The 20,433-nt window shown below is 72.5% G+C and carries 14 protein-coding genes; 6 read left to right on the top strand and 8 right to left on the bottom strand.

Annotation, left to right across the window (positions count from 1 at the left end; translation table 11 throughout):
• Positions 1-550: 550 nt before the first annotated feature.
• From OG587_RS26195 to OG587_RS26180, 4 genes are all read left to right on the top strand, one after another.
• Complete coding sequence (locus OG587_RS26195; protein ID WP_329079744.1) at positions 551-2,035, top strand: DUF1996 domain-containing protein; 1,485 nt, start codon at positions 551-553, stop codon at positions 2,033-2,035.
• Positions 2,036-2,146: 111 nt separating this feature from the next.
• Complete coding sequence (locus OG587_RS26190) at positions 2,147-2,746, top strand: DUF305 domain-containing protein (RefSeq protein ID WP_329079743.1); 600 nt, start codon at positions 2,147-2,149, stop codon at positions 2,744-2,746.
• Positions 2,743-4,140: a ferredoxin reductase family protein gene (locus OG587_RS26185; protein WP_329079741.1), complete on the top strand. Its 1,398-nt coding sequence runs from the start codon at positions 2,743-2,745 to the stop codon at positions 4,138-4,140. The genes OG587_RS26190 and OG587_RS26185 overlap by 4 nt, the downstream gene beginning before the upstream one ends.
• A gap of 936 nt (positions 4,141-5,076) precedes the next feature.
• Positions 5,077-6,063, top strand: coding sequence for a sulfotransferase family protein (locus OG587_RS26180; RefSeq protein ID WP_329079739.1), 987 nt, complete (start codon positions 5,077-5,079; stop codon positions 6,061-6,063).
• A 358-nt stretch (positions 6,064-6,421) separates the two neighbouring features.
• Here OG587_RS26180 and OG587_RS26175 read toward each other — a convergent pair whose 3' ends face one another.
• From OG587_RS26175 to OG587_RS26165, 3 genes are all read right to left on the bottom strand, one after another.
• Entirely contained in the window at positions 6,422-7,312 is an 891-nt protein-coding gene (locus tag OG587_RS26175; protein WP_329079737.1) for a hypothetical protein, read from the bottom strand.
• Positions 7,313-7,721: 409 nt separating this feature from the next.
• Entirely contained in the window at positions 7,722-9,044 is a 1,323-nt protein-coding gene (locus OG587_RS26170) for a lanthionine synthetase LanC family protein (protein WP_329079736.1), read from the bottom strand.
• A 145-nt stretch (positions 9,045-9,189) separates the two neighbouring features.
• Complete coding sequence (locus OG587_RS26165) at positions 9,190-9,993, bottom strand: inositol monophosphatase family protein (protein WP_329079735.1); 804 nt, start codon at positions 9,991-9,993, stop codon at positions 9,190-9,192.
• Positions 9,994-10,246: 253 nt separating this feature from the next.
• Between OG587_RS26165 and OG587_RS26160 the strand changes: the two genes are divergently transcribed.
• Positions 10,247-10,987, top strand: a complete 741-nt coding sequence (locus OG587_RS26160; protein ID WP_329079732.1) for a GntR family transcriptional regulator — start codon at positions 10,247-10,249, stop codon at positions 10,985-10,987.
• Between the two features lie 159 nt (positions 10,988-11,146).
• Complete coding sequence (locus tag OG587_RS26155) at positions 11,147-13,450, top strand: helix-turn-helix transcriptional regulator (protein ID WP_329079730.1); 2,304 nt, start codon at positions 11,147-11,149, stop codon at positions 13,448-13,450.
• A gap of 84 nt (positions 13,451-13,534) precedes the next feature.
• On the opposite strand, the gene clpB is transcribed toward OG587_RS26155, so the two are convergent.
• From clpB to dnaK, 5 genes are read right to left on the bottom strand one after another with little or no spacing between them, the layout of a single operon-like run.
• The gene (clpB, locus tag OG587_RS26150; protein WP_329079728.1) at positions 13,535-16,135 is read right to left on the bottom strand and encodes an ATP-dependent chaperone ClpB; all 2,601 of its coding nucleotides are present in this window, start codon (positions 16,133-16,135) and stop codon (positions 13,535-13,537) included.
• Positions 16,132-16,572 carry a chaperone modulator CbpM gene (locus tag OG587_RS26145; RefSeq protein ID WP_329079726.1) on the bottom strand — a complete coding sequence of 147 codons (441 nt, stop codon included), beginning with the start codon at positions 16,570-16,572 and terminating at the stop codon, positions 16,132-16,134. Before OG587_RS26145 ends, clpB begins: the two co-directional genes overlap by 4 nt.
• Positions 16,572-17,516 carry a DnaJ C-terminal domain-containing protein gene (locus OG587_RS26140; protein WP_329079725.1) on the bottom strand — a complete coding sequence of 315 codons (945 nt, stop codon included), beginning with the start codon at positions 17,514-17,516 and terminating at the stop codon, positions 16,572-16,574. Before OG587_RS26140 ends, OG587_RS26145 begins: the two co-directional genes overlap by 1 nt.
• A complete protein-coding gene (grpE, locus tag OG587_RS26135) occupies positions 17,513-18,355 on the bottom strand; it encodes a nucleotide exchange factor GrpE (protein WP_329079724.1) in 843 nt (280 codons plus the stop codon). The genes OG587_RS26140 and grpE overlap by 4 nt, the downstream gene beginning before the upstream one ends.
• On the bottom strand, positions 18,348-20,264 hold the full coding sequence (dnaK, locus tag OG587_RS26130; RefSeq protein WP_329079722.1) for a molecular chaperone DnaK: 1,917 nt from the start codon (positions 20,262-20,264) through the stop codon (positions 18,348-18,350). Before dnaK ends, grpE begins: the two co-directional genes overlap by 8 nt.
• Positions 20,265-20,433: the final 169 nt, after the last annotated feature.

Below are 20,433 nucleotides of genomic sequence, written 5' to 3'. Positions count from 1 at the left end.
CATAGCGGAAGACCGACGAGCCCCCTCTATGGAGACCGGCGGCAGGTCAGGTGGACAACGAAAATTTTCTTCGTCCTTTTTTTAGGTTTTTGTTGTCACCCGTCCTCCCACGGGTCTCCTGTACAGGAGCAGAACACGCCCGGCGCCGGGCGTGACGGCGAAGGAGGCTCGTGACGATGGCACCCGGGAGGCGCGCGGTGGCACTGTTACAGGACTATATGTCCTGTTCAGTACGGTGCTGCTGTGCACGGCGGCGGTGTTCGCGCCCCCACTCCCCCGCCCCGTCCGAGCGGCACTGCCTCGTCGTCTCCCGCGTCGCCGTCGGCGGCGGCCGATGGGATCGCCGTCCCGGCGACCTCCGGCCACACCCCGATCGGGGGTGGTCCCACCCGCCTGAACCCCGCCGGAGCGGTCGCGGCCACCCGGCGCCACCGACGCCTCCCCCACAGGACGCCGTCCGCTGACCCGCCGGGCCACGAGCCGGTCCGGCCGAGACGCAGCCGAGACATCACGTCCACCGCAACTCGATCCCCCTAAGGACCTCATCCACATGAGTGAGACTGTTCCGCGCACCACGGCCCCTGGTCGCAGATCGGGCAGGCGAGTCCACCGCTTCGCGCTCACCGGCGCCCTCGCGACCATCCTGGGTGCCTCGCTGGTGAACGGCGTCCTTCCGGCCAGCGCGGCCGAGGTCCCGCTGTCGCAGAGTGGCAAGGCCACCGCCTCCTCGTCCGAGAGGGGCGACCTGTCCGCCTCGGCGGCGATCGACGGCAAGGAGAACACCCGCTGGTCGAGCGCCTTCAGTGACCCCCAGTGGCTCCAGGTCGACCTGGGCGCGTCCAAGGCGATCGAGAAGATCGTGCTGAACTGGGAGAACGCCTACGCCACGGCCTTCACGATCCAGACCTCCGCCGGTGGCGGCCAGTGGAAGACGATCCACACCACGACCGCGGGCAAGGGCGGCGTGCAGACCCTGAACGTCTCGGCCACCGGCCGCTACGTACGGCTCAACGCCACCAAGCGCTCCTCCCGGTACGGGGTCTCGCTGTGGGAGTTCGAGGTCTACGGCACCGGCTCGGGCACCGCCACCCCGAAGCCGAGCACCACCCCTACCGACCCCAGCACCACTCCCAAGCCGAGCACCACCCCGAAGCCCAGCACCACCCCTACCGACCCCAGCACCACTCCCAAGCCGAGCACCACACCGAAGCCGAGCACCACACCGACCACGCCGGCTCCCGGCGGTAACCTGCCCAAGGGCCCGGTTCCGCCCGGCGCGGTGCGGGTCGCGGAGTTCGTCGCCGAGTGCCCCTACACCCACCGGCTGCCCGACGACCCGATCGTGATGCCGGGCCTCGCCGGCGGGTCGCACATGCACAGCTTCTTCGGCAACACCTCCACGGACGCCAACTCCGACGTCGAGAGCCTGCTGAAGGCCGGTACCACCTGCAGCCCGAAGACCGACCTCTCCTCGTACTGGGTGCCGACCCTCTACAGCGACGACAAGCCCGTCGAGCCGACCGGCACCACGTTCTACTACCTGGGTGAGGGCATCAAGGACGAGCTGATGGCCCAGACCCGGCCGCTGCCGCTGGGCCTGCGGATCGTGGCCGGCAACGCCAAGGCCACCCAGCCCGACGCCGGCAGCAACGCGCGCTGGTCGTGCCTGCACGCCGGTGAGGTGGGTTCCTCCAAGAACTTCGTCAACTGCCCGGCCGGCAAGATGCTGGAGTCCTACCTGGACTTCCCGCACTGCTGGAACGGCGAGGACCTGGACTCCCCCGACCACAAGAGCCACATGTCCTACCCGGTGAACGGCGCCTGCCCGGCCTCGCACCCGGTGATCGTGCCCAAGCTGCGCCAGGTGCTGCGCTATCCGGTCAGCGGCGACCCGGCCAAGTTCCGGCTCTCGTCGGGCCCCGGATTCACCATGCACGGTGACTTCTTCAACGCCTGGCCCGAGGCCGAAATGGAGCGCCGCGTGCGCGACTGCATCCGCCCGATCGTCAAGTGCGGCGCCGACGGCACCCCCTGAGACGGCAGGTGACCGCCTTCGGGCGGAAGCGTACCGTCTGACCTGAACGGGGCGAGGCCCGGCATACCGGGCCTCGCCTCACCATGGGAACGGCGCGAGTGGAGGAGCGACATGAAGGCGTCCACGATCGGTGCATCGGTGCTCGTCGTACTCACCGTGCTGCTGGTCTCGCGATGTGTCGCCGCCGAGCCGCAGACCCATTCGGCCACGAATCACCCACCGTCGCGAAGCGGTCCCGCCGCGCTTCCCACACCGACCGGAAGCGCGTCGGGCCCCTTCAACGGCACCGACATCGCGTGGTTGCAGCTGATGATCCCGATGACCGAGCAGGCGGCACGCCTGCTGGAACTGGCCCCCGGCAAGACCTCGAATCCGAAGCTCAGGCGGTTCGCCGAGGAGCACGTCGCCGATCGCCGCACGACGCTCCGGGAACTGCGCGACCTGCTGCGGCGGTCCGGGGTGCCGGAGAGCAACGAGCACGAGGGGCATGACATACCGGGCATGGTGATTCCCAACGACTTCGCGGCCCTGAAGCGGGCCGACGGCGCCGCGTTCGACCGGCTCTTCACCAAGGACGCGCGCGAATATCTCACGCAGTCCGTCCTGGTCGCGAAGGGCCTGCAGAAATCCGGCGCCGACCCGGAGACCAAGGCGTTCGCCGCCGCCCTGGAGAAAACCTACAGCGGCCAGCTTCCCCGGCTGGAGCCGTGAGAGGCGCCGCCCCCGATTCCGGCACGCGCCCGCACCCCGCCGCGCGTACGCGGCGGCACGGGACCCCCGCCCGCCCGCCCGCGCGCCGGGCGCGGCCGTCCCTGGTCCTCGCCCTGATCGGCGCCGGAGCCGTCGCGGCGACCGCGACGTGCTGGTCCGACATGACCTCGGTCTCCGGGTTCACCGGGGCACTGGCCTGGGCGGGCAGGCTCACCGGCATGCTCGCGGGCTACGCCTGCGCCGTCCTGCTGGGGCTGATGGCCCGCGTTCCCGCTCTGGACCGCGGGGTCGGAACCGACCGGCTGGCCCGCTGGCACGCGACGGGCGGCCGCCACACCATCGTCCTGTCGGTGGCCCACATGCTGTTCGCCGTCGCGGCCCACGTGGCGCGATCCGGCGCGGGCGTGCTGGAGGGGACCGCGGGGCTGATCCTGGACGGCCCGGCCATGCTGGAGGCGACGCTCGCCCTCCTGCTGCTGACCGGCGTCGCGGTCGTCTCGGTGCGCGCGGTGCGGCGCCGGATGCGGTACGAGATCTGGCACTACCTGCACTTCGTCACCTACGGGGCCGTCTTCCTCGGGTTCGGCCACCAGCTCACCGGCCCGGACTTCGCCGGCAGCGCCGTCATGAGCGTGTTCTGGTACGCGCTGTACGTGTCCGTCGCCGCCCTGCTGGTCTGGTACCGCTTCCTCACCCCCGTCCACCGCGCCCTGCGTCACCGGCTGCGGGTCGCCGGGGTCCGCAGGGAGTCGTCCTCCGTGGTGTCGGTCTACCTGACCGGCGAGCACCTGGACGAGCTGGGCGCCGAGCCCGGCCAGTTCTTCCGGTGGCGGTTCCTCGCCCCCGGCATGTGGTGGACGGCCAACCCCTACTCGCTGTCGGCCCCCGCCAACGACCGCTTCCTGCGGATCACCGTCAAGGACGTCGGCGACCACAGCGGCGCGCTGGCCGGGCTGCGGCCCGGCACCCGCGTGTGGGCCGAGGGTCCCTACGGGGCCCTCACCGCCGCGCGGCGCCGCAGGCCCCAGGTGCTGCTGGTCGGTGGCGGCGTGGGGATCAGCCCGCTGCGCGCGCTCTTCGAGACGCTGCCCGGCGAGGTGACCCTGGTCTACATGGCACGCCGTGACGAGGAGCTGATCCTCCGCGACGAGCTGGACGCCATCGCCGCCGCACGCGGCGCCAAGATCCACTACACCGTGGACGAGCTGACCGGATCGTCCGGTAAGCGGAGCGTGCCGCTGACCGGACGCGCCCTGCGGACCCTCATCCCCGGCCTGGCCGTCCACGACGTCTACCTGTGCGGCCCCGCCGGGATGACGGTCGCGGCACGCCAGGCCCTGCGCCGCGCGGGCGTGCCCGGCCGCCGTATCCACGTGGAGTCGTTCGACTTCTGAGCGGTTCACCTGGTTCACTCGTTTTGCCCGGCTCGTGGGGACTTACCTGGTTCACGGAGATGGCGTTGCCGCCGGCCCGGCTCAGCTCGGCACCCCCCGCCATCAGGGAGGTGAGCTCCTCGGGGGTGATGTCCGCCTTGGCGTACTCGCCGAGGCTCGCCCACCGGTTCAGCAGCGGGAAGCGGTCGCCGATCGGGTAGGCGTGGTGCGGGTTGTGGGTGTTGACCTCCTCCCCCTCGTAAAAAAGGGGGATCCTCACGGTCACCGCGACCAGCCCTGTCGTCCACTTCATCGGTTCCTCCGCGCGTCGCCGCGCCGGATCTCCCTCATTCCTGGTTTGCAGCCAACGCATTACCTTCATGCCAATGATTTGTCGTGACATTAGGACTTATGAAATCGCGGCGATGACCCTTACCGCCCAGGTTCGCCTTTGCGCCATGACATTCGCACCCGCCTTTGCCTGGGCTTTCGCCGATCGTCGGCGCGGCGTGACCGTACGGCCCGACGGCACCTCCACGCCGCTCACTCGGCACGGGCGGGGCACGGCGCCCCGGCACGGGGGCACGAGATGGCACGTCACGGCACCGCAGAGGCCGTTTGGAAACGATCCGGGCGGGAAGGGCACCTGGGCCGGATCGCGGGAGGGCGGGGGCAGGTCTCCCGGCGAGATCGAATCTTAAATACGGCACAGGTATCCTGTTTATTCATAACGCGACAAAAATCCTCCGCAGCAGTGAAATAGCGGAAAAGAACTCAGCGTTCACTGAACGGGACAGCACCCTTCACGTCCACGACCTGGAGATAGGCGCCGACGATCGAAATCCCGGCCCCCGGGAAGCCCCTCGGAGCGCGACGATCGCATGGCCGGGCACTTGCCTTCGCCCGAGAAGGGGCTATATTAACCAATAATCACAGTAGGGATTAAGGGTAATAGCGATGCCCCTGCCGAATTTCCTCACGATCGGTGCTCCCAAAGCCGGGACCACCGCCCTGCACGCCGCGCTGGCCCGGCACCCGGGACTGTTCATGTCCCCGGTGAAGGAACCGAAGTTCTTCCTCAGCGACGGCCCGCCACCGACCAAGGGAGGACCTGGCGACGCCCAGACCTACCGCGAGCACGTCTGGCGACGTGAGGACTACGAGGCCCTCTTCGGTGCGGCACCACCGGGCACGCTCACCGGCGAGTCCACCCCGTTCTATCTCTACGACCTGGCGGCGCAGCGGCGCATCAGGGCAGCCGTCCCCGACGCCAGGCTCATCGTGGTGCTGCGCGACCCGGTGGAGCGCGCCCACTCCAACTGGACCCACCTGTGGTCGGCCGGGCTGGAGCCGATCGGCGACGTGGTGAGGGCCTGCGCCGAGGAGGAGCGACGGGTCAGGGCGGGCTGGGCGCCGTTCTGGCACTATCTCAGGCTCGGCAAGTACGGCGAGCAGCTGGAGCACCTGTTCACCCTGTTCCCCCGCGATCAGGTGCTCGTCTACCGCTACCGCGACCTGGTCGACCGCCCCGCCGAGACCCTCGACCGGATCTGCCGCTTCCTCGGGGTGGAGACCGGCGTGGTCACCGAGGTCCCCCGGGAGAACGTGACCGCCCACCCCGAGCCGACCCTCGAACACCGGATGCTGTCGCGGGCGCTGCGCGTGGGATCGTCCATGGGACGGTTCCTGCCGTCGCGGGTGAGCGTGGCGCTGACCGACCCGCTGGAGCGCAGGCTGCAGGAGCGGGCCCGCTCCCGCCAGCCGCTGACCTGGGACCAGCGGGAGAAGCTGATCTCCTACTTCACCGAGGACGTGGCACTGCTGCAGAAGGTGACCGGCGAGGACTTCAGCGACTGGCTCCGCCCCCGCGAGCGTTCGGGCGGCCTGGTCGGCATCCGCCCCGACGGCCAGCGTCAGGCGCGCAACGGTCGCCCCCAGACATAGAGGACGATCCAGGGCGTAGCCTGCCAATCCCCAGCATGGCTGGACGGTCCCGGGCACTGCCCCGCGCCCGGGACACCGGCCGTCCGGCGCGTGATCCGCGCGCCGGTCCGCCCGGGACACCGGCGGCGGGATTCTCGCGCGGCACACGACCGGCACGGTTCGTGCGCGCCCACGCCCGGGACACCGGCGGTGCGACACGTGGTCATCGAAGCAGCCAGGCGAACCGTCGACACCACCACGCCTGGGATACCGGCGGCGCGACACGGGGTTCGTGCGCGTCACCGTGCCCGTACGCGGCCGGGGATCGCCCGGCACGCGAGGGGCACGGTTCGTACGTGCCGGTGCGGCCGTGCCGTGATCAGCGCAGCTCGGTGCGGAGCTCGTGCGCCCCGTCCGCGCGGGTGTACTCGTAGTAGAGCCGCCGCCCGCCGCCCGGCAGGTCCACGATGTCCATGTAGCGCAGGCCGCCGCCCGCGTACGGCGAGACCCCGACGGGTTCGGTGCCGAGCGGGGTCAGCTCCGCCGGGTCGGTGCCGACCGCGACGCCGGTCTTCTCCTCGTAGTTCTCCGCAGCGGTGGCCCTGCCGTCGTAGAAGGCCACCACCCCCTCGCCGAGGAAGCGGACCGCCGCCACCCGCGCCCCCCTGGCGTCCCAGGTGCCGGGACGGCCGCTGAGCGCGGTGCCCTGCCAGGTCCACTCGATGCCGTCGGCGCTGGTGGCGTAGTCGGTCACCATCTGGTCGGCCTCGTGGGCCTCCTCCAACGGGTGACAGGAGGCCCACAGGTGCCACACGTCGTCCCGCAGCACGATCACCGGGTCCTTGACGCCGGTCTTCGGGTCGCCGGGCAGCACGACCTGCCGCTGCGCGGCACGGAAGCCGGACGGGTCGTCGGCCTCCAGCACCTCGACCCGCCAGTGCTTGGTGTCGTAGGTGGCGCAGCTGAGGTAGAGCCTCCAGCGCCCCTCCGGCGTGCGGACCAGGGTGGGCCGCTCCAACGACTCGGTGTCCATCTCCTCCCTGCCGATGGTGAGCAGGGTCTCGAACCTCTCACCGTCGGTGGAGCGGGCGACGACGACGGCGTAGCCGCGGCCCTCGCCGACGGGGCGGCGTAGCCGGTAGGCAAGGTAGATCAGCCCGTCGCTCGCCACGGCGCTCGGGGCGCCGGCCCAGTGGCCGGCACCCGGCTGTGCCGGTTCGATCGCGACGGTGGAACGGTCGGGGTCGGGAAGGAAGTCCTCGATTGTCACGACACCGAGATTAGGCAAGCCTTGGGTAGCACTCACGGAGAATCACCAATCGTCATCACGAGCTTTGTCACCCCTTGACGGCCAAAGGGCACATCGTCCTTGCTTCCTCCGGCGCGAGGGGCACCGGTGGCCGCCCCTCCGGACCGGATCGGCACGATCGGGCGCAGCGGGGGTGACACGGTCCGGGGTGCCGGGGCGGCGCCGAAGGGACGTGTCCGTGGCGCCGGGCCCGGTGGAGGCCTCGATGCCCGACCGTACAGGGTGGGGGGAGGTGCACGGGCGCGGCAGGCCACGGGGACCCTCGCGTCGCGCCCTCCGGCGCCGTTCGCACCGCCTCACGGCGGCGGCCCCCGTCACGCTCACCCGCGATGACCGGCCGGCTCACCGGCGGCGTGCCCTCCACGATCGTTCAGGACCGGCGGAGCGTCGCACTCGGCAGCGGGATGGCGGGGAACGGGTTGTCCGGCGGCAGGATGAGCCGCCGGGCCTCCTGAGGGCGGGCGGTGGCGTCCAGGTGCAGGAGAGCGGCCCCGACCCCCGCCGCGCCGACCATGTAGCCGGTGTCGGCGGTGACCTCCCAGGGCCGCAGCCGCCGGTAGGCCTGGTACCAGCGGGTGCCCCTGCCGTCGTGGCCGGTGGCCCGGCCGGCCAGGCTCTCCCCCAGCGTGCGGGCGAACTCCAGGTGCCGGCTGTGGCCGGTCGCCGCCCAGAGGCCGACGAACAGCTCCACCAGACCGGCGGTGCCGCAGCACTGGCAGGCCGAGTTCCAGGAGCCGCCACTCTGGTTGGCGGGGGCGCCGCTGCGGACGATCCCCCTGGCCAGCCGCTCGGCCCAGTCGAGGTCCCCGGCGTCGCCCGAGACCCGGTGCAGCTCGTAGAACATCCGGGCCACCCCGGCGGAGCCGGAGCAGAAGCCCAGGTAGTGCAGGTCGCGCCCCTGCGGGATGTGGTGCGGCACCAGCGCGCACCGCTCGGTCACGGCGCTGACCGCGCGGACGAAGTCGGCCCCCCTGCGGGAGGCGCCCAGGAAGTCGCTCTCGCCGGTCACGCCGTACAGGCGGGCGAGCAGGAAGGCGGTTCCCGCGGTGCCGGACAGGAAGCCCGGGGTGACCGCGTCCAGCGGCAGGTCGGCGCAGGCGCCCTCGCCGAAGCGGTGGCCGGGGACGACGAGCGTGGCGATGCGGGCGCCGGCCTCGACGGCGACCTCCTGGTAGGCGGGCACCCCCAGGATGCCCGCGGCGTGCAGCAGGCCGAGGATGATCCCGCCGTCGCCTCGCTGCGCGGGGTCGCCGGTCCAGCCCAGGCCGCCGTCGATGGAGCGGGCACTGCGCACGATGCGGTCGGCGACGGCGCCGGCCTCGGCCTCGAAGTCCCCCTCGCCGATGGCCCAACCGGTCTCGGCCAGGGCGAACATCACCCCGGCCAGACCGTGGTGGAGGGAGAGGTCGGCCTGCTCCCGCCAGGTGGCGGCGAGGTAGCGGGCCCCGGCCGCGGCGTCGTCCAGATAGCCGTCGTCGCCGGTGGCGGCGGCGAGCTCCAGGAAGAACAGGATGATCCCGGCCGCCCCCGAGTAGAGCGACAGGGGGTGGTCGGGCATGGCGGCCCGGCCCCGGGGGTCGGGGTTGGCCCGCCAGTGCCGTCCCCGCTCGTCGTCCACGGCCGCGGAACGGATCCAGCGCGCGGCCCCGACCGCGGTGGCCAGCGGGCTCTCGGCCTCCGGCTCCAGGCTCATGGCGGCTCCTTCGTACGGCGAGACAATCATTTTACCTGTATTTCCTACAGGATCAATAGGTAATGCGATGGCCGACACGCGGAGCCTGCCCCGCGCGAGGGTCTTCCATGCGGGTTTCTCGCCATCCCGCCCGGCTCACCGGCGCTCAGGCCGGACGGACGGGCGGGAGCAGGTCGCTCATGACCGACCCCGCCAGGTCGAAGCCCCCGACGTGGGCGAGGTAGCCGCCGGTCTCGAAGATCGACCCGTCCAGCGGGATGAAGACGCCTCCCGCCTGACGGACCAGCAGCGACCCCGCCGCCATGTCCCACGGACTGACCCTACTGCCGTAGGCGACGTCCGCCCACCCTCCCGCGACGTGCGCCAGCTTGAGCGCGGTGCTGCCGGGACGGCGCGTGGAGGCGAACGCCGTCACCATCCCGCCGAACCGGCGCAGCGCCTCCTCCCCGACCTCGGCCAGCTCCCAGGGGGTGGGATAGCTGGTCAGCAGCACCCCCTCCCGGTCGCGCGCGGCACCGGCGCTGCGCAGCCGCACGCCATTGCACCAGGCCCCGCCCAGGTCGGCCCGGAACTCGTCGTCGCGCACCGGGTCGTACACCACCCCGGCGACCACCTCGTCCCCGACGGCGGCGGCGATCGACACGCAGAAGAACGGCAGCCCGGCGGCGAAGTTCGCGGTCCCGTCGATCGGGTCGACGTACCAGCGGATCTCGCCGGAACCCCTGCTGCCGCCCTCCTCGCCGATGATCGTGCTTCCCGGGACGCGCCTCTCGATGACCTCCCTGATGGTCTCCTCCGCGGCGCGGTCGTGCTCGGTCACCGGGTCGTGGAAGTCCCTCTTGGTCTCGACCTCGGGACGCGACCTGAACGCCTCGCGGAGCCGGTCGCCCACCGCGCGGGCGGCCTCGACCGCGACGGCGGAGAGATCTGTTGCGGTGCTCTGGTCCATGCTTCCTCCCGTGGCGCGACCCGGTGGCGCGAACCGGCCGCGCCGGTCGCCGGCGACGTCCGGGCGGCGGGCCGGAACGTTCCCGGGACACCTCTCCCGGCCCGCCGCCACCGCGCGCCCCGCCCCCCATCCTGTACGAGGACACCGGCCCCGTACGCGCGCGCCGGGCGCCTCCGTCGGCCCTGGCCGGTTTTTGTCAAGACATTCTGATGTCCGCTAGCCTGACGGCGCGGCGTGTCAACCGGGAGGGCGAATGACGGCGCAGTTCGCCATCGATCTCGACCGGTCCAGCCCGGTCCCGCTCTACTTCCAGGTGGCCGAGCAGATCTCCGAGGCCATCCGCCGCGGCGACCTGCCCCCGGGGTCGCGGCTCGACAACGAGATCCTGCTCGCCGACCGGCTGGGCCTGTCACGGCCGACCGTCCGCCAGGCGATCCAGTATCTGGTCGACAAGGGCCTGCTGGTGCGCAAGCGGGGCGTCGGCACCCAGGTGGTGCACGGCCAGGTCAAGCGCTCCGTCGAGCTGACCAGCCTCTACGACGACCTTCGCAGGTCCGGCCAGGAGCCGGCCACCAGGGTGCTGCTCCTGGGCCCGGCGCCGGTGGAGGAGGAGGTCGCCGCGGTCCTCGGCGTCGCGCCCGGCACCGAGATGCTCCGCCTGGAGCGGATCCGCTACGCCGCCGGGGAGCCGCTGGCCCTGCTGCACAACTGGCTGCCCTCCGGTCTCGCCCCGCTGACCGCCGAGGGCCTCCAGGAGCGCGGGCTGTACGAGACGCTCCGCGCCTCCGGGGTGCGGATGCGCGTGGCGAACCAGCGGATGGGGGCGCGAGCGGCCACGGCGGCCGAGGCCAGGCTGCTCGGCGAGCGGCGCGGGGCGCCGCTGCTCACGATGACCCGCACCACCTACGACGACCAGGGCAGGGCCGTCGAGCACGGCTCCCACATCTACCGGGCCTCGCACTACTCCCTGGAGGTCACGCTCATCGAGCGCTGACCGGGCGACGGGGTCCGTACGGTCAAAAAAGGTCAAATCTGCGCCAAACCACCGGCGCGCGGCGGTGCCCGACGCGTGATGATTCGTCCCCTGGGGATGTCATATGCGTAATCACCGCGGAGGAAGCCCGCCGTATGACCCCAGATCCGAGACAGGACTATGCGCGGCCGGAGAGATGAGTGGGCGGCGGTCCTCGCCCTGCTGGACGGCGTCACGTCCACGACCGGGAACGTCATGCTCGTCGAGGGCGAACCGGGAGCGGGCAGGTCACTGCTGCTCGCCGAGGCCGCGAGCGCGGCGAGCGCGCGAGGGACGCCGGCGGCGAGCGGCCGGGCCGACGAGCTGGGACGGCTCACCCCGCTGGGGCCGCTGCTGTCCGCGCTCGAGGAGTCGCCGGCGTCGACGGCCCCGATGCCCATGTTCAGGAACGCCTTCCCCGACGCGCCTGGGCTGCTGCTGTGGCTGGCCGAGCAGGTCCGCACCTCGCTGGAGAGAAGGCTGGCCTCGGGGCCGCTGCTGGTGACGCTCGACGATCTCCAGTGGGCCGACCCCGCCACGCTCATGGCCCTGCGGACGATGCCCTCGCGGCTGGCCTCGTGTCCGGTGGCGTGGCTGCTGGCCTGCCGCGACGCCCCGGCGGGCGGCGACGTGGGACGGCTGTTCGACCTGCTGGAGGAGGAGGGGGCCACCCGGATCGTCCTGCGCCCCCTCGACGAGGACGCGGTGGCCGAGATCTCCGCCGACATCCTGGGCGCGGTCCCCGGGGAGGACCTGGCGGCGCTGGCCGCCCAGGCCGGCGGCAACCCGCTCCTGCTCTCCGAGCTTCTCACCGGGTTGCGCGAGGAGGGCGCCGTCCTGGTCGAGGACGGCGTCGCCCGGCCGGCCGGGCTCACACCCGCCGGGGCGGTGCTGCCCCCGCGCCTGCACGCCGCCGTCCGGCGGCGCCTGGACGAGCTCGGCACCAGGACCCGCTACCTGCTGGAGGCCATCGCGGTGCTCGGACGCTCGGTCACACCGGCGTACGTGGCCGAGACGCTCGGCGAGACCCCGGCCGCGCTGCTTCCCCCGCTGGAGGAGGCCCTGGCGGCCGGTGTGCTCGTGGCCACCGGCGACGAGCTGACGTTCCGTCACGAACTGGTGTGGCGGTCGATCGTCGACGGGGTGCCCGCACCGGTGCGGCGGGCACTGCGGGAGCAGGTCGAGCGCTCCGCCGGAACCCGCCTGGCCCTCGTGCCCCGGGGCGGCGACGGGGCCGGGAGGCTCGTGGACCTGGCCCTGCTCGCGTGGGACGAGGGCGGGCTCGCGCGCGGGCTGGACCTGGCGCGCGAGGCCGTGGAGCGGCCGGCCCACGGCCGGCACCGGCAGCCGCGCGCGGTACTGGCCTCGATGCTCATCGACCTCTGGCTGCTGGACGAGGCGGAACTGTCGACGGAGAGCGCCGCCGAGGAGGCCGACGCCGAGGGGGAGCCCGCGTGGGCCGCCGAGATCCCCGTCCTGCGCGCCCGGCTGGCCCTGGCCGCGGGACGGCTCGGCAGCGCCATCGAGCACGCGGAGACCGGCCTGACCGCCGCCGGGACCCTGGACGCCCCGCTCCTGGCCTCCTCGGCCCTGTCGGTGCTCGGCACCGCGTCGCTGCGGGCGGGCGACCTGCCGGGGGCCATCAGGTACATGGAGAGGGACCTGGCCAGGTCGGCACCCGGCACGCCGCCGTACGCGCGGCTGCGGTCGGAGCTGGCGGCCGGGCGGATCAGCGAGGCGCGCGACGGCGCGGCGGGCGGCATGAGCTCGCTCGGCGGGGTCTACGACGCGCTGCCCCGGCACATCGGGGTCCTGGCCGGCGAGCCCACCGGCGCGGCGTGGCTGGTGCGGGTGGCGCTGGCGGTGGACGACCGGCGCAGGGCCGACGCCGTGATCGACGCGGCCGAGGACGTCGCCCGGCGCAATCCCCGCCTGTCCGACCCGTCGGTGTCCGCCGACCACGCGCGGGGGCTGCGGGAGGGCGACGCCGAGGCGCTGGGCCGCGCGGTCGCCGGGCACACCGACCCCTGGGCCAGGGGATCGGCGGCGGAGGATCTCGGCGTGCTGCTCGGCGCGGGCGACGGCCGCAGGGATCTGGCGGTGGAGAGCCTGAAGACCGCGCTGGCCTGCTACGGGGCCGTGGAGGCCGCCCGGGACGCGGCGCGGGTGCGGGGCAGGCTGCGGCTGCTGGGCGAGCGGTGCCGCCACTGGGTCAGGACCGACCATCCCGTGTCGGGGTGGGCCAGCCTGACCGGCACCGAGCAGGCCGTCTGCGACCTGGTCTCCCAGGGGCTGACGAACAGGCACGCCGCCGAGCAGATGTTCATCAGCGAGCACACCGTCGCCTTCCACCTCCGGCAGGTCTTCCGCAAGCTGGGCATCCACTCGCGGGTCGAGCTGGCCAGGCTCGCGGCGCAGGAGAGCGGCCACCGGCGCTCCAGCTGACCCGCAGTTCCGGCATTGCCGGATATTTGGGGATATGAATGGTTCTCCTCATCCGTAGGTGATGGCTCATCCTTAGATGACGGCTCATCCATAGGTGACGGCGAGCTCGTCATCGGCGAGGTCCACCCGGACCACCGCTCCCTCGTCCGCCTCTCCCGACAGGAGCGCGCGGCCGATGCGCGTCTCGACCTCCCTGGCGATGAACCGGCGCAGCGGGCGGGCGCCGTACACGGGGTCGTACCCCCGCTCGGCGATGTACCCGAGCGCCGCCTCGGTGACCTCCAGCCGGATGCCCCGCTGGTCGAGGCGGTTTCGCAGCTCGACGAACATCAGGCCGACGATGCGCTCGATCTCCTCGGGGGTGAGCGGCTTGAAGATCACGATGTCGTCGACGCGGTTGAGGAACTCGGGGCGGAAGTGGGAGCGCAGCTCGGCCATGACCTGCTGCTTCGCGTCGGGCTTGATCTCCCCGGTCGACGTGACGCCCTCGAGGAGATACATGGAGCCGAGGTTGGAGGTCATGATCAGGACGGTGTTGCGGAAGTCGACGGTCCTGCCCTGCGCGTCGGTGAGCCGCCCGTCGTCGAGCACCTGCAGCAGCGTGTTGAAGACGTCGGCGTGCGCCTTCTCCACCTCGTCGAAGAGCACCACGGAGTACGGCTTGCGCCGCACGGCCTCGGTCAGCTGGCCGCCCTCCTCGTACCCGACGTAGCCGGGGGGCGCGCCGACGAGGCGGCTGACCGTGTGCCGCTCCTGGTACTCGCTCATGTCGATGCGGATCATGTTGTCCTCGGTGTCGAAGAGCGCCTCCGCGAGCGCCTTGGCCAGCTCCGTCTTGCCGACGCCCGTCGGCCCCAGGAAAATGAACGACCCGATCGGGCGGCGCGGGTCCTTGATGCCGGAGCGGGCCCGGATGACGGCGTCGGCCACCAGCCGCACCGCCTCGTCCTGGCCGATCACCCGCTCGTGCAGGATCTGGTCGAGCCGCAGGAGCTTCTCGCGCTCGCCCTCGCGCAGCCGGCTCACCGGGATGCCCGTCCACCGCGAGACGATCATCGAGATCTCCTCATCGGTGACGACCTCGCGCAGCAGGCGCGACGTCCCCTGCTTGGAGCACAGTCGCTCCTCCTCGGCCTCCAGCCGCCGCAGCAGGTCGGGCAGCCTGCCGTGCCGCAGCTCCGCGGCGCGGTTGAGGTCGTAGTCGCGCTCGGCCCGCTCGGCCTCCGCGCGTACCTGCTCGATCTCCGCGCGCAGGGCCTGGACGGCGCGCAGGGCGTGCCGCTCGGCCTCCCACTGCGCCCGCATGGCGTCGGCCTGGGCGCGCAGGTCGGCGAGCTCCCTGCGCAGCTCCTCCAGCCTGCTCCCGCTCGCGGAGTCCTCCTCCTTGGCGAGCGCGGCCTCCTCGATCTCCAGGCGCATCACCCTGCGGGTGAGCTCGTCGAGCTCGGCGGGCATCGAGTCGATCTCCGTACGCAGCATCGCGCACGCCTCGTCCACCAGGTCGATGGCCTTGTCCGGCAGGAAGCGGTCGGAGATGTAGCGGTGGCTCAGCACGACGGCCGCCACCAGCGCGCTGTCCTGGATCTTCACCCCGTGGAAGATCTCCAGGCGCTCGCGCAGGCCGCGCAGGATGGACACGGCGTCCTCGACCGAGGGCTCGTCGACCATCACCGGCTGGAACCGGCGCTCCAGGGCGGCGTCCTTCTCGACGTGCTTGCGGTACTCGACCAGGGTCGTCGCCCCGATCATGTGCAGCTCGCCGCGGGCCAGCATGGGCTTGAGCATGTTGCCCGCGTCCATCGCGCCCTCGGCGGCTCCCGCTCCCACCACGGTGTGCATCTCGTCGACGAAGAGCAGGATGCGCCCCTCGGCGGCCTTGATCTCGTTGAGCACCGCCTTGAGCCGCTCCTCGAACTCGCCCCGGTACTTGGCCCCGGCCACCAGCGAGCCCATGTCGAGGCTGAAGACCGTCTTGCCCTTGAGCCCCTCCGGCACGTCCCCGTGGCTGATCCGCAGGGCGAGTCCCTCCACGATGGCGGTCTTGCCCACGCCGGGGTCACCGACCAGGACGGGGTTGTTCTTCGTCTTGCGGGACAGGATCTGGATGACGCGGCGGATCTCGGCGTCGCGCCCGACGACCGGGTCGAGCCTGCCCGACACGGCGTCCGCCACCAGGTCGCGCCCATATTTCTCCAGCGCCTCGTACGCCACCTCGGGCATCGCGGACGTCACCCGCTGGTTGCCGCGGATCGCGGTGAGCGCCTTGAGGAAGCCGTCCCTGGTCAGCCCCTGCTCGTGCAGCAGCCGCCCGGAGGAGGTCGAGCTGCCCTCCTCCAGCAGGGCGACGAGCAGGTGCTCCACCGACACGTACTCGTCCCTGAGCCGGTCGGCCTCCCGCTTGGCCGTGTCCAGCAGGCGGGAGAGCCGCTGCGTCACGTAGACCTGGCCGGGCGAGGCACCGGGGCCGCTCACCCGGGGGCGGCGGTTCAGCTCGGCCTCCAGCTCGGTCCTGAGCCGGTCGGTGTCGACGTTCGCGTACGAGAGCAGGCGAGGGATCAGCCCCTCCGGCTGGTCGAGCAGCGCCAGCAGCAGGTGCTCGCCGTCCACCTCGGTGTGCCCGAAGCGCAGGGCCTTGGTCTGCGCGTCGTGCAACGCCTCCTGTGACTTCTGCGTCAGCTGGTTCATGTCCACGGCGGGCCTCCGGTGGGTCGGGAACGACCGCGCTGGGCGGCCTCCAGGTCGGCGATGCGGTCCAGCAGGTCCATGACGAGGCCGAGCGCCGCGTAGTTGATCGAGAATCCGGCCCGCAGCCGCCGGACGCGCGCCATGGTGAGCAGCTGGGAGGGCGGGAACCACAGGTGCCCGGCGGCGTCGGTCCAGGCGTCGAGCACACCCAGCGCGACGAGGCGCCGCACCAGCTCGGGGTGGGTTCCCGTCGCCCTGGCGAACGTCTCCAGATCCAGCCGCGCGGGCCTGGCCAGCTGGTAGGTCCTCCCCGTCTCCGGCGGCCGGGAGACCGCGCCTCCGTCCGGGGCGGGCCCGGCACGCCCCGCCTCCGCCCCAGGACGGGCGGGACTCGGCCCCTGGCCGGATGGCCCGCGCTCGGGGAACGGGTGGGTCATCACCGCCTCCTCGGGTCGAACGCGGAGACCGCGGCGAGCTGCTCGAACAGCCGCCGCTCCTCCTCCGTCAGCCGCTCCGGGACCATGATCCGCACCTCGGCGTACAGGTCGCCCGGCCTGTCGCGGCGGCTGGGCATCCCCCGGCCGCGCAGCCGCAGTCGCCTGCCGCTGGACGTTCCCGGCGGCACCTTGACCTTGGCCTCCCCCTCGGGGGTGTCGACCGCGACGGCGGCGCCGAGCGCCGCCTCCCACGGGGTGACCGGGAGCAGGACGTGGATGTCGCGCCCCTCGACCCGGTAGCGGGGGTGCGGGGCGATCCTGACGATCAGGTAGAGGTCGCCCGCGGGGGCCCCGTCGCCGCCCCGGCCCCCCTGTCCGGCCAGCCTGACGCGCTGCCCGTCGGTGACGCCCGGCGGGATGTCGACCTGCAGCCCGCGCGAACCGACGGTGATGGAGCGGCGCCCGCCCCGGTAGGCCTCCTCGAGGGTGAGGACGATCTCGGCCTCCTGGTCGGCGCCGGGGATCGGCCCCCAGCTCGCGCCGGACCGGCCCCTTCTGCCGGAGAACAGCCCTCCGAAGAGGTCGTCGAGGTCGACCCCCTCCTCGAAGCCGCCGAAGCCACCGCCTCCGCCTCCGCCACGGGGACCGGCCCGGCCCGCACCCGCCCCTCGGCTCCTGGCGCGCGCCCACGTCTCGGGGTCCACGTCCTCGGGCACCTGGCGGAAGTTCGGCCCGAACGCGTCGTAGCGGCGCCGGGTCTCGGGGTCGGACAGCACGCTGTAGGCCTCGGAGACCTCCTTGAAGCGGTCCTCGGCGGACGGGTCCTTGTTGACATCGGGGTGGTTGGCCCGCGCCAGCTTGCGGTAGGCGCGCTGGACGTCCTCCTGGCTCGCGCCCCTCCGCACGCCGAGGATCTCGTAGAAGTCCCGGTCGGGGGGCATCATGCCCCCTTGGCCACCACGACCAGCGCGGGCCGCAGCTGCTGTTCGCCGTCCCCGTAGCCGGGCCGCACGACCCGCACGACCGTGCCGTCGGGCACGCCCTCCCGCGAGAGCACGCCCACCGCCTCGTGCCTGGCCGGGTCGAACACGGTCCCGGTGTCGTCGCGGCGCGCGTAGCCGAGGCGGGAGAGCACCTCCTGCGCCTGGTCGCGGATCGCCCGCATCCCGTCGGCGATGGAGGCCGGATCGGTCTCCGCGTGCTCCAGCGCGCGGTCCAGGTTGTCCAGCACGGGCAGCCACTCCGCGGCGGCACGGGCCCGCTCCTCGGACTGTGTCCGCACGGCGTCCCTGCTGACGCGCTTGCGCAGGTTGTCGAGGTCGGCGAGGGCGCGCCGCCAGCGGTCCTGGAGATCGGTCACCAGGGCCTGGAGCTCCACGACGCGGTCCTGGAGACCGTCCGGGGCGGGCCCGGCCCCTTCCGGGACCTCGGGCTCCCGGTCACCCGCCCCCTGACCACCGCGCCGGGTCTCCGCCCCCCGAGGCCCGTGCCGGTCGCGGGGCCGGTCCTCGGCTCGGTCCTCGGCTCGGCCGTGGGTTTGGTCGTGGGACCGGTCGTGGTCTTGGGCGCGGGGCCGGTCCTCGGCTCGGTCGCGGGACCGGTCGTGAGGTTGGTCGTGGGCTCGGTCGTGAGGCCGGTTTCGGGCTCGCGCCTCCCTGCCCGCTTCCTCCCCCTGGTCGTACGGCTCCCGGTCCTGCCGCTCCTGACCTGACGGGCCGTACCCGCCGCGCGGATCCCGGTCGGGGCGCGGGACGTGCCGGCCGCGCCCGGATGCCTCATTCATCGGTCGTGAACTCCGCGTCGATGACGTCGTCGTCCCGGCCGCCCGGGGAGCCGGACGCTCCGGCGGCCCCCGGACCGCCCGTGGCCCCCGCAGCCCCCGCAGCCCCCGCCGTGCCGGAGCCCGCCGCGCCGAGGCTCTGGTAGACCTGCTGGAGCTCGGGGGTGAGCGAGCGGACCCGGTCGAGCGGGGCCTCCTGCTTGATCGCGTCGCGGGCGTCGTGCACCAGCATCTCGGCCCTCGCCTTCTCGTGGACGGGTACCGAGTCGCCCAGCTCCGCCAGGCGGCGCTCCACCTGGTAGGCGACCGAGTCGAGCTCGTTGCGCGCGTCCACGACCTGCCGCATCCGCCGGTCCTCCTCACGGTGCCGCTCGGAGTCGGCGACCATCCGCTCGACCTCGCTCTTGTCCAGGTTCGAGCTCTCGCTGATCGTGATGCGCTGCTCGGCCCCGGTGTCCTTGTCCTTGGCCGAGACGTTCAGGATCCCGTTGGCGTCGACGTCGAAGGTCACGTCGACCTGCGGCACGCCGCGCGGCGCGGGCCGGATGTTCTCCAGCCGGAACCGGCCCAGGGGACGGTTGTCGGCGGCGCGCTCGCGCTCGCCCTGCAGCACGACGACGTCCACGGCGCTCTGGTTGTCCTCGGCGGTGCTGAACGTCTCCGAACGGCGGGCCGGGATGGTGGTGTTCCGCTCGATGACCTTCGTCATGACCCCGCCGAGCGTCTCGATGCCGAGGGAGAGCGGAGTCACGTCGAGCAGTACGACGTCCTTCAGCTCGCCCTTGATGACGGCGGCCTGGATCGCGGCGCCCAGTGCCACGACCTCGTCCGGGTTGACCGTCATGTTCGGTTCCTTGCCACCCGTCATGCGGCGTACCAGGTTCTGCACGGCGGGCATCCTGGTCGAGCCGCCCACCAGGATCACCTCGTCGATGTCGTCGGCGGTGAGCTTGGCGTCGGCCATCGCCTGCTGGACGGGGCCCCTGCACCGTTCGAGCAGGTCGGCGGTGATCTCCTCGAAGGTCGAACGCCTGAGCGTGGTGTTCAGGTGCTTGGGGCCCGAGGCGTCCGCGGTGATGAAGGGCAGGCTGATCTGCGTCTGGGTGACCGACGACAGCTCGACCTTGGCCTTCTCCGCGGCCTCGAACAGCCGCTGCAGGGCCTGCGGGTCCTGGCGCAGGTCGATGCCGTTGTCCCGCTGGAACTCGTCGGCGAGGTGGTCGACGATGCGCCGGTCGAAGTCGTCGCCGCCCAGATGGGTGTCGCCCGCGGTCGACCGTACCTCCACGACGCCGTCCCCGATGGCGAGGATGCTGACGTCGAAGGTGCCGCCGCCCAGGTCGAAGACGAGCACGGTCTCGCTCTCCTCGCGGTCGAGGCCGTAGGCGAGGGCCGCCGCGGTCGGCTCGTTGATGATCCGCAGGACCTCCAGACCGGCGATCTTCCCGGCGTCCTTGGTGGCCTGGCGCTGGGAGTCGTTGAAGTACGCGGGCACGGTGATGACCGCCTCGGTGACCTTCTCCCCCAGGAACTTCGAGGCGTCGTCCACGAGCTTGCGCAGGATCGCCGCGGCGATCTCCTCGGGCGCGTACAGCTTCTCGTTGATCTTGAAACGGACGGCCCCGTCGGGGCCGGGGACGACGTCGAACGACACGGCGGTCAGCTCGCTGGAGACCTCGTCGTGGCGGCGGCCGATGAAGCGCTTGGCCGAGTAGATCGTCCCCTTGGGATTCAGGATCGCCTGGCGGCGGGCCAGTTGCCCGACCAGGCGCTCACCGTTCTCGGTGAACGCCACGACCGACGGCGTCGTCCGCGCGCCCTCGGAGTTGGGGATCACCGTGGCCTTGTCGCCCTCCATCGTGGCGATCACCGAGTTGGTGGTGCCCAGGTCGATTCCGACTGCTTTAGCCATGCTGGCCTCCTATGCGCTGTGACACCGGCACCCGCCGCACTGCACCGCCCCGCCCGCGACGTCCCGGCGTCCCCCGGCCCGGTGGATCCGCGTCCCGAAGCAGGCCCGGTGGACCCGGCCGGCCCCGGACGGGCGGGCGGCCCGGCGGCGGATACGGGACGGCGGCGCG

The sequence above is a fragment of the Streptosporangium sp. NBC_01469 genome, assembly GCF_036227305.1.
Classification (GTDB): Bacteria; Actinomycetota; Actinomycetes; order Streptosporangiales; family Streptosporangiaceae; genus Streptosporangium.
Note: the sequence above shows the minus strand (reverse complement) of the source record. Positions and strands in the feature narration are given on the sequence as shown.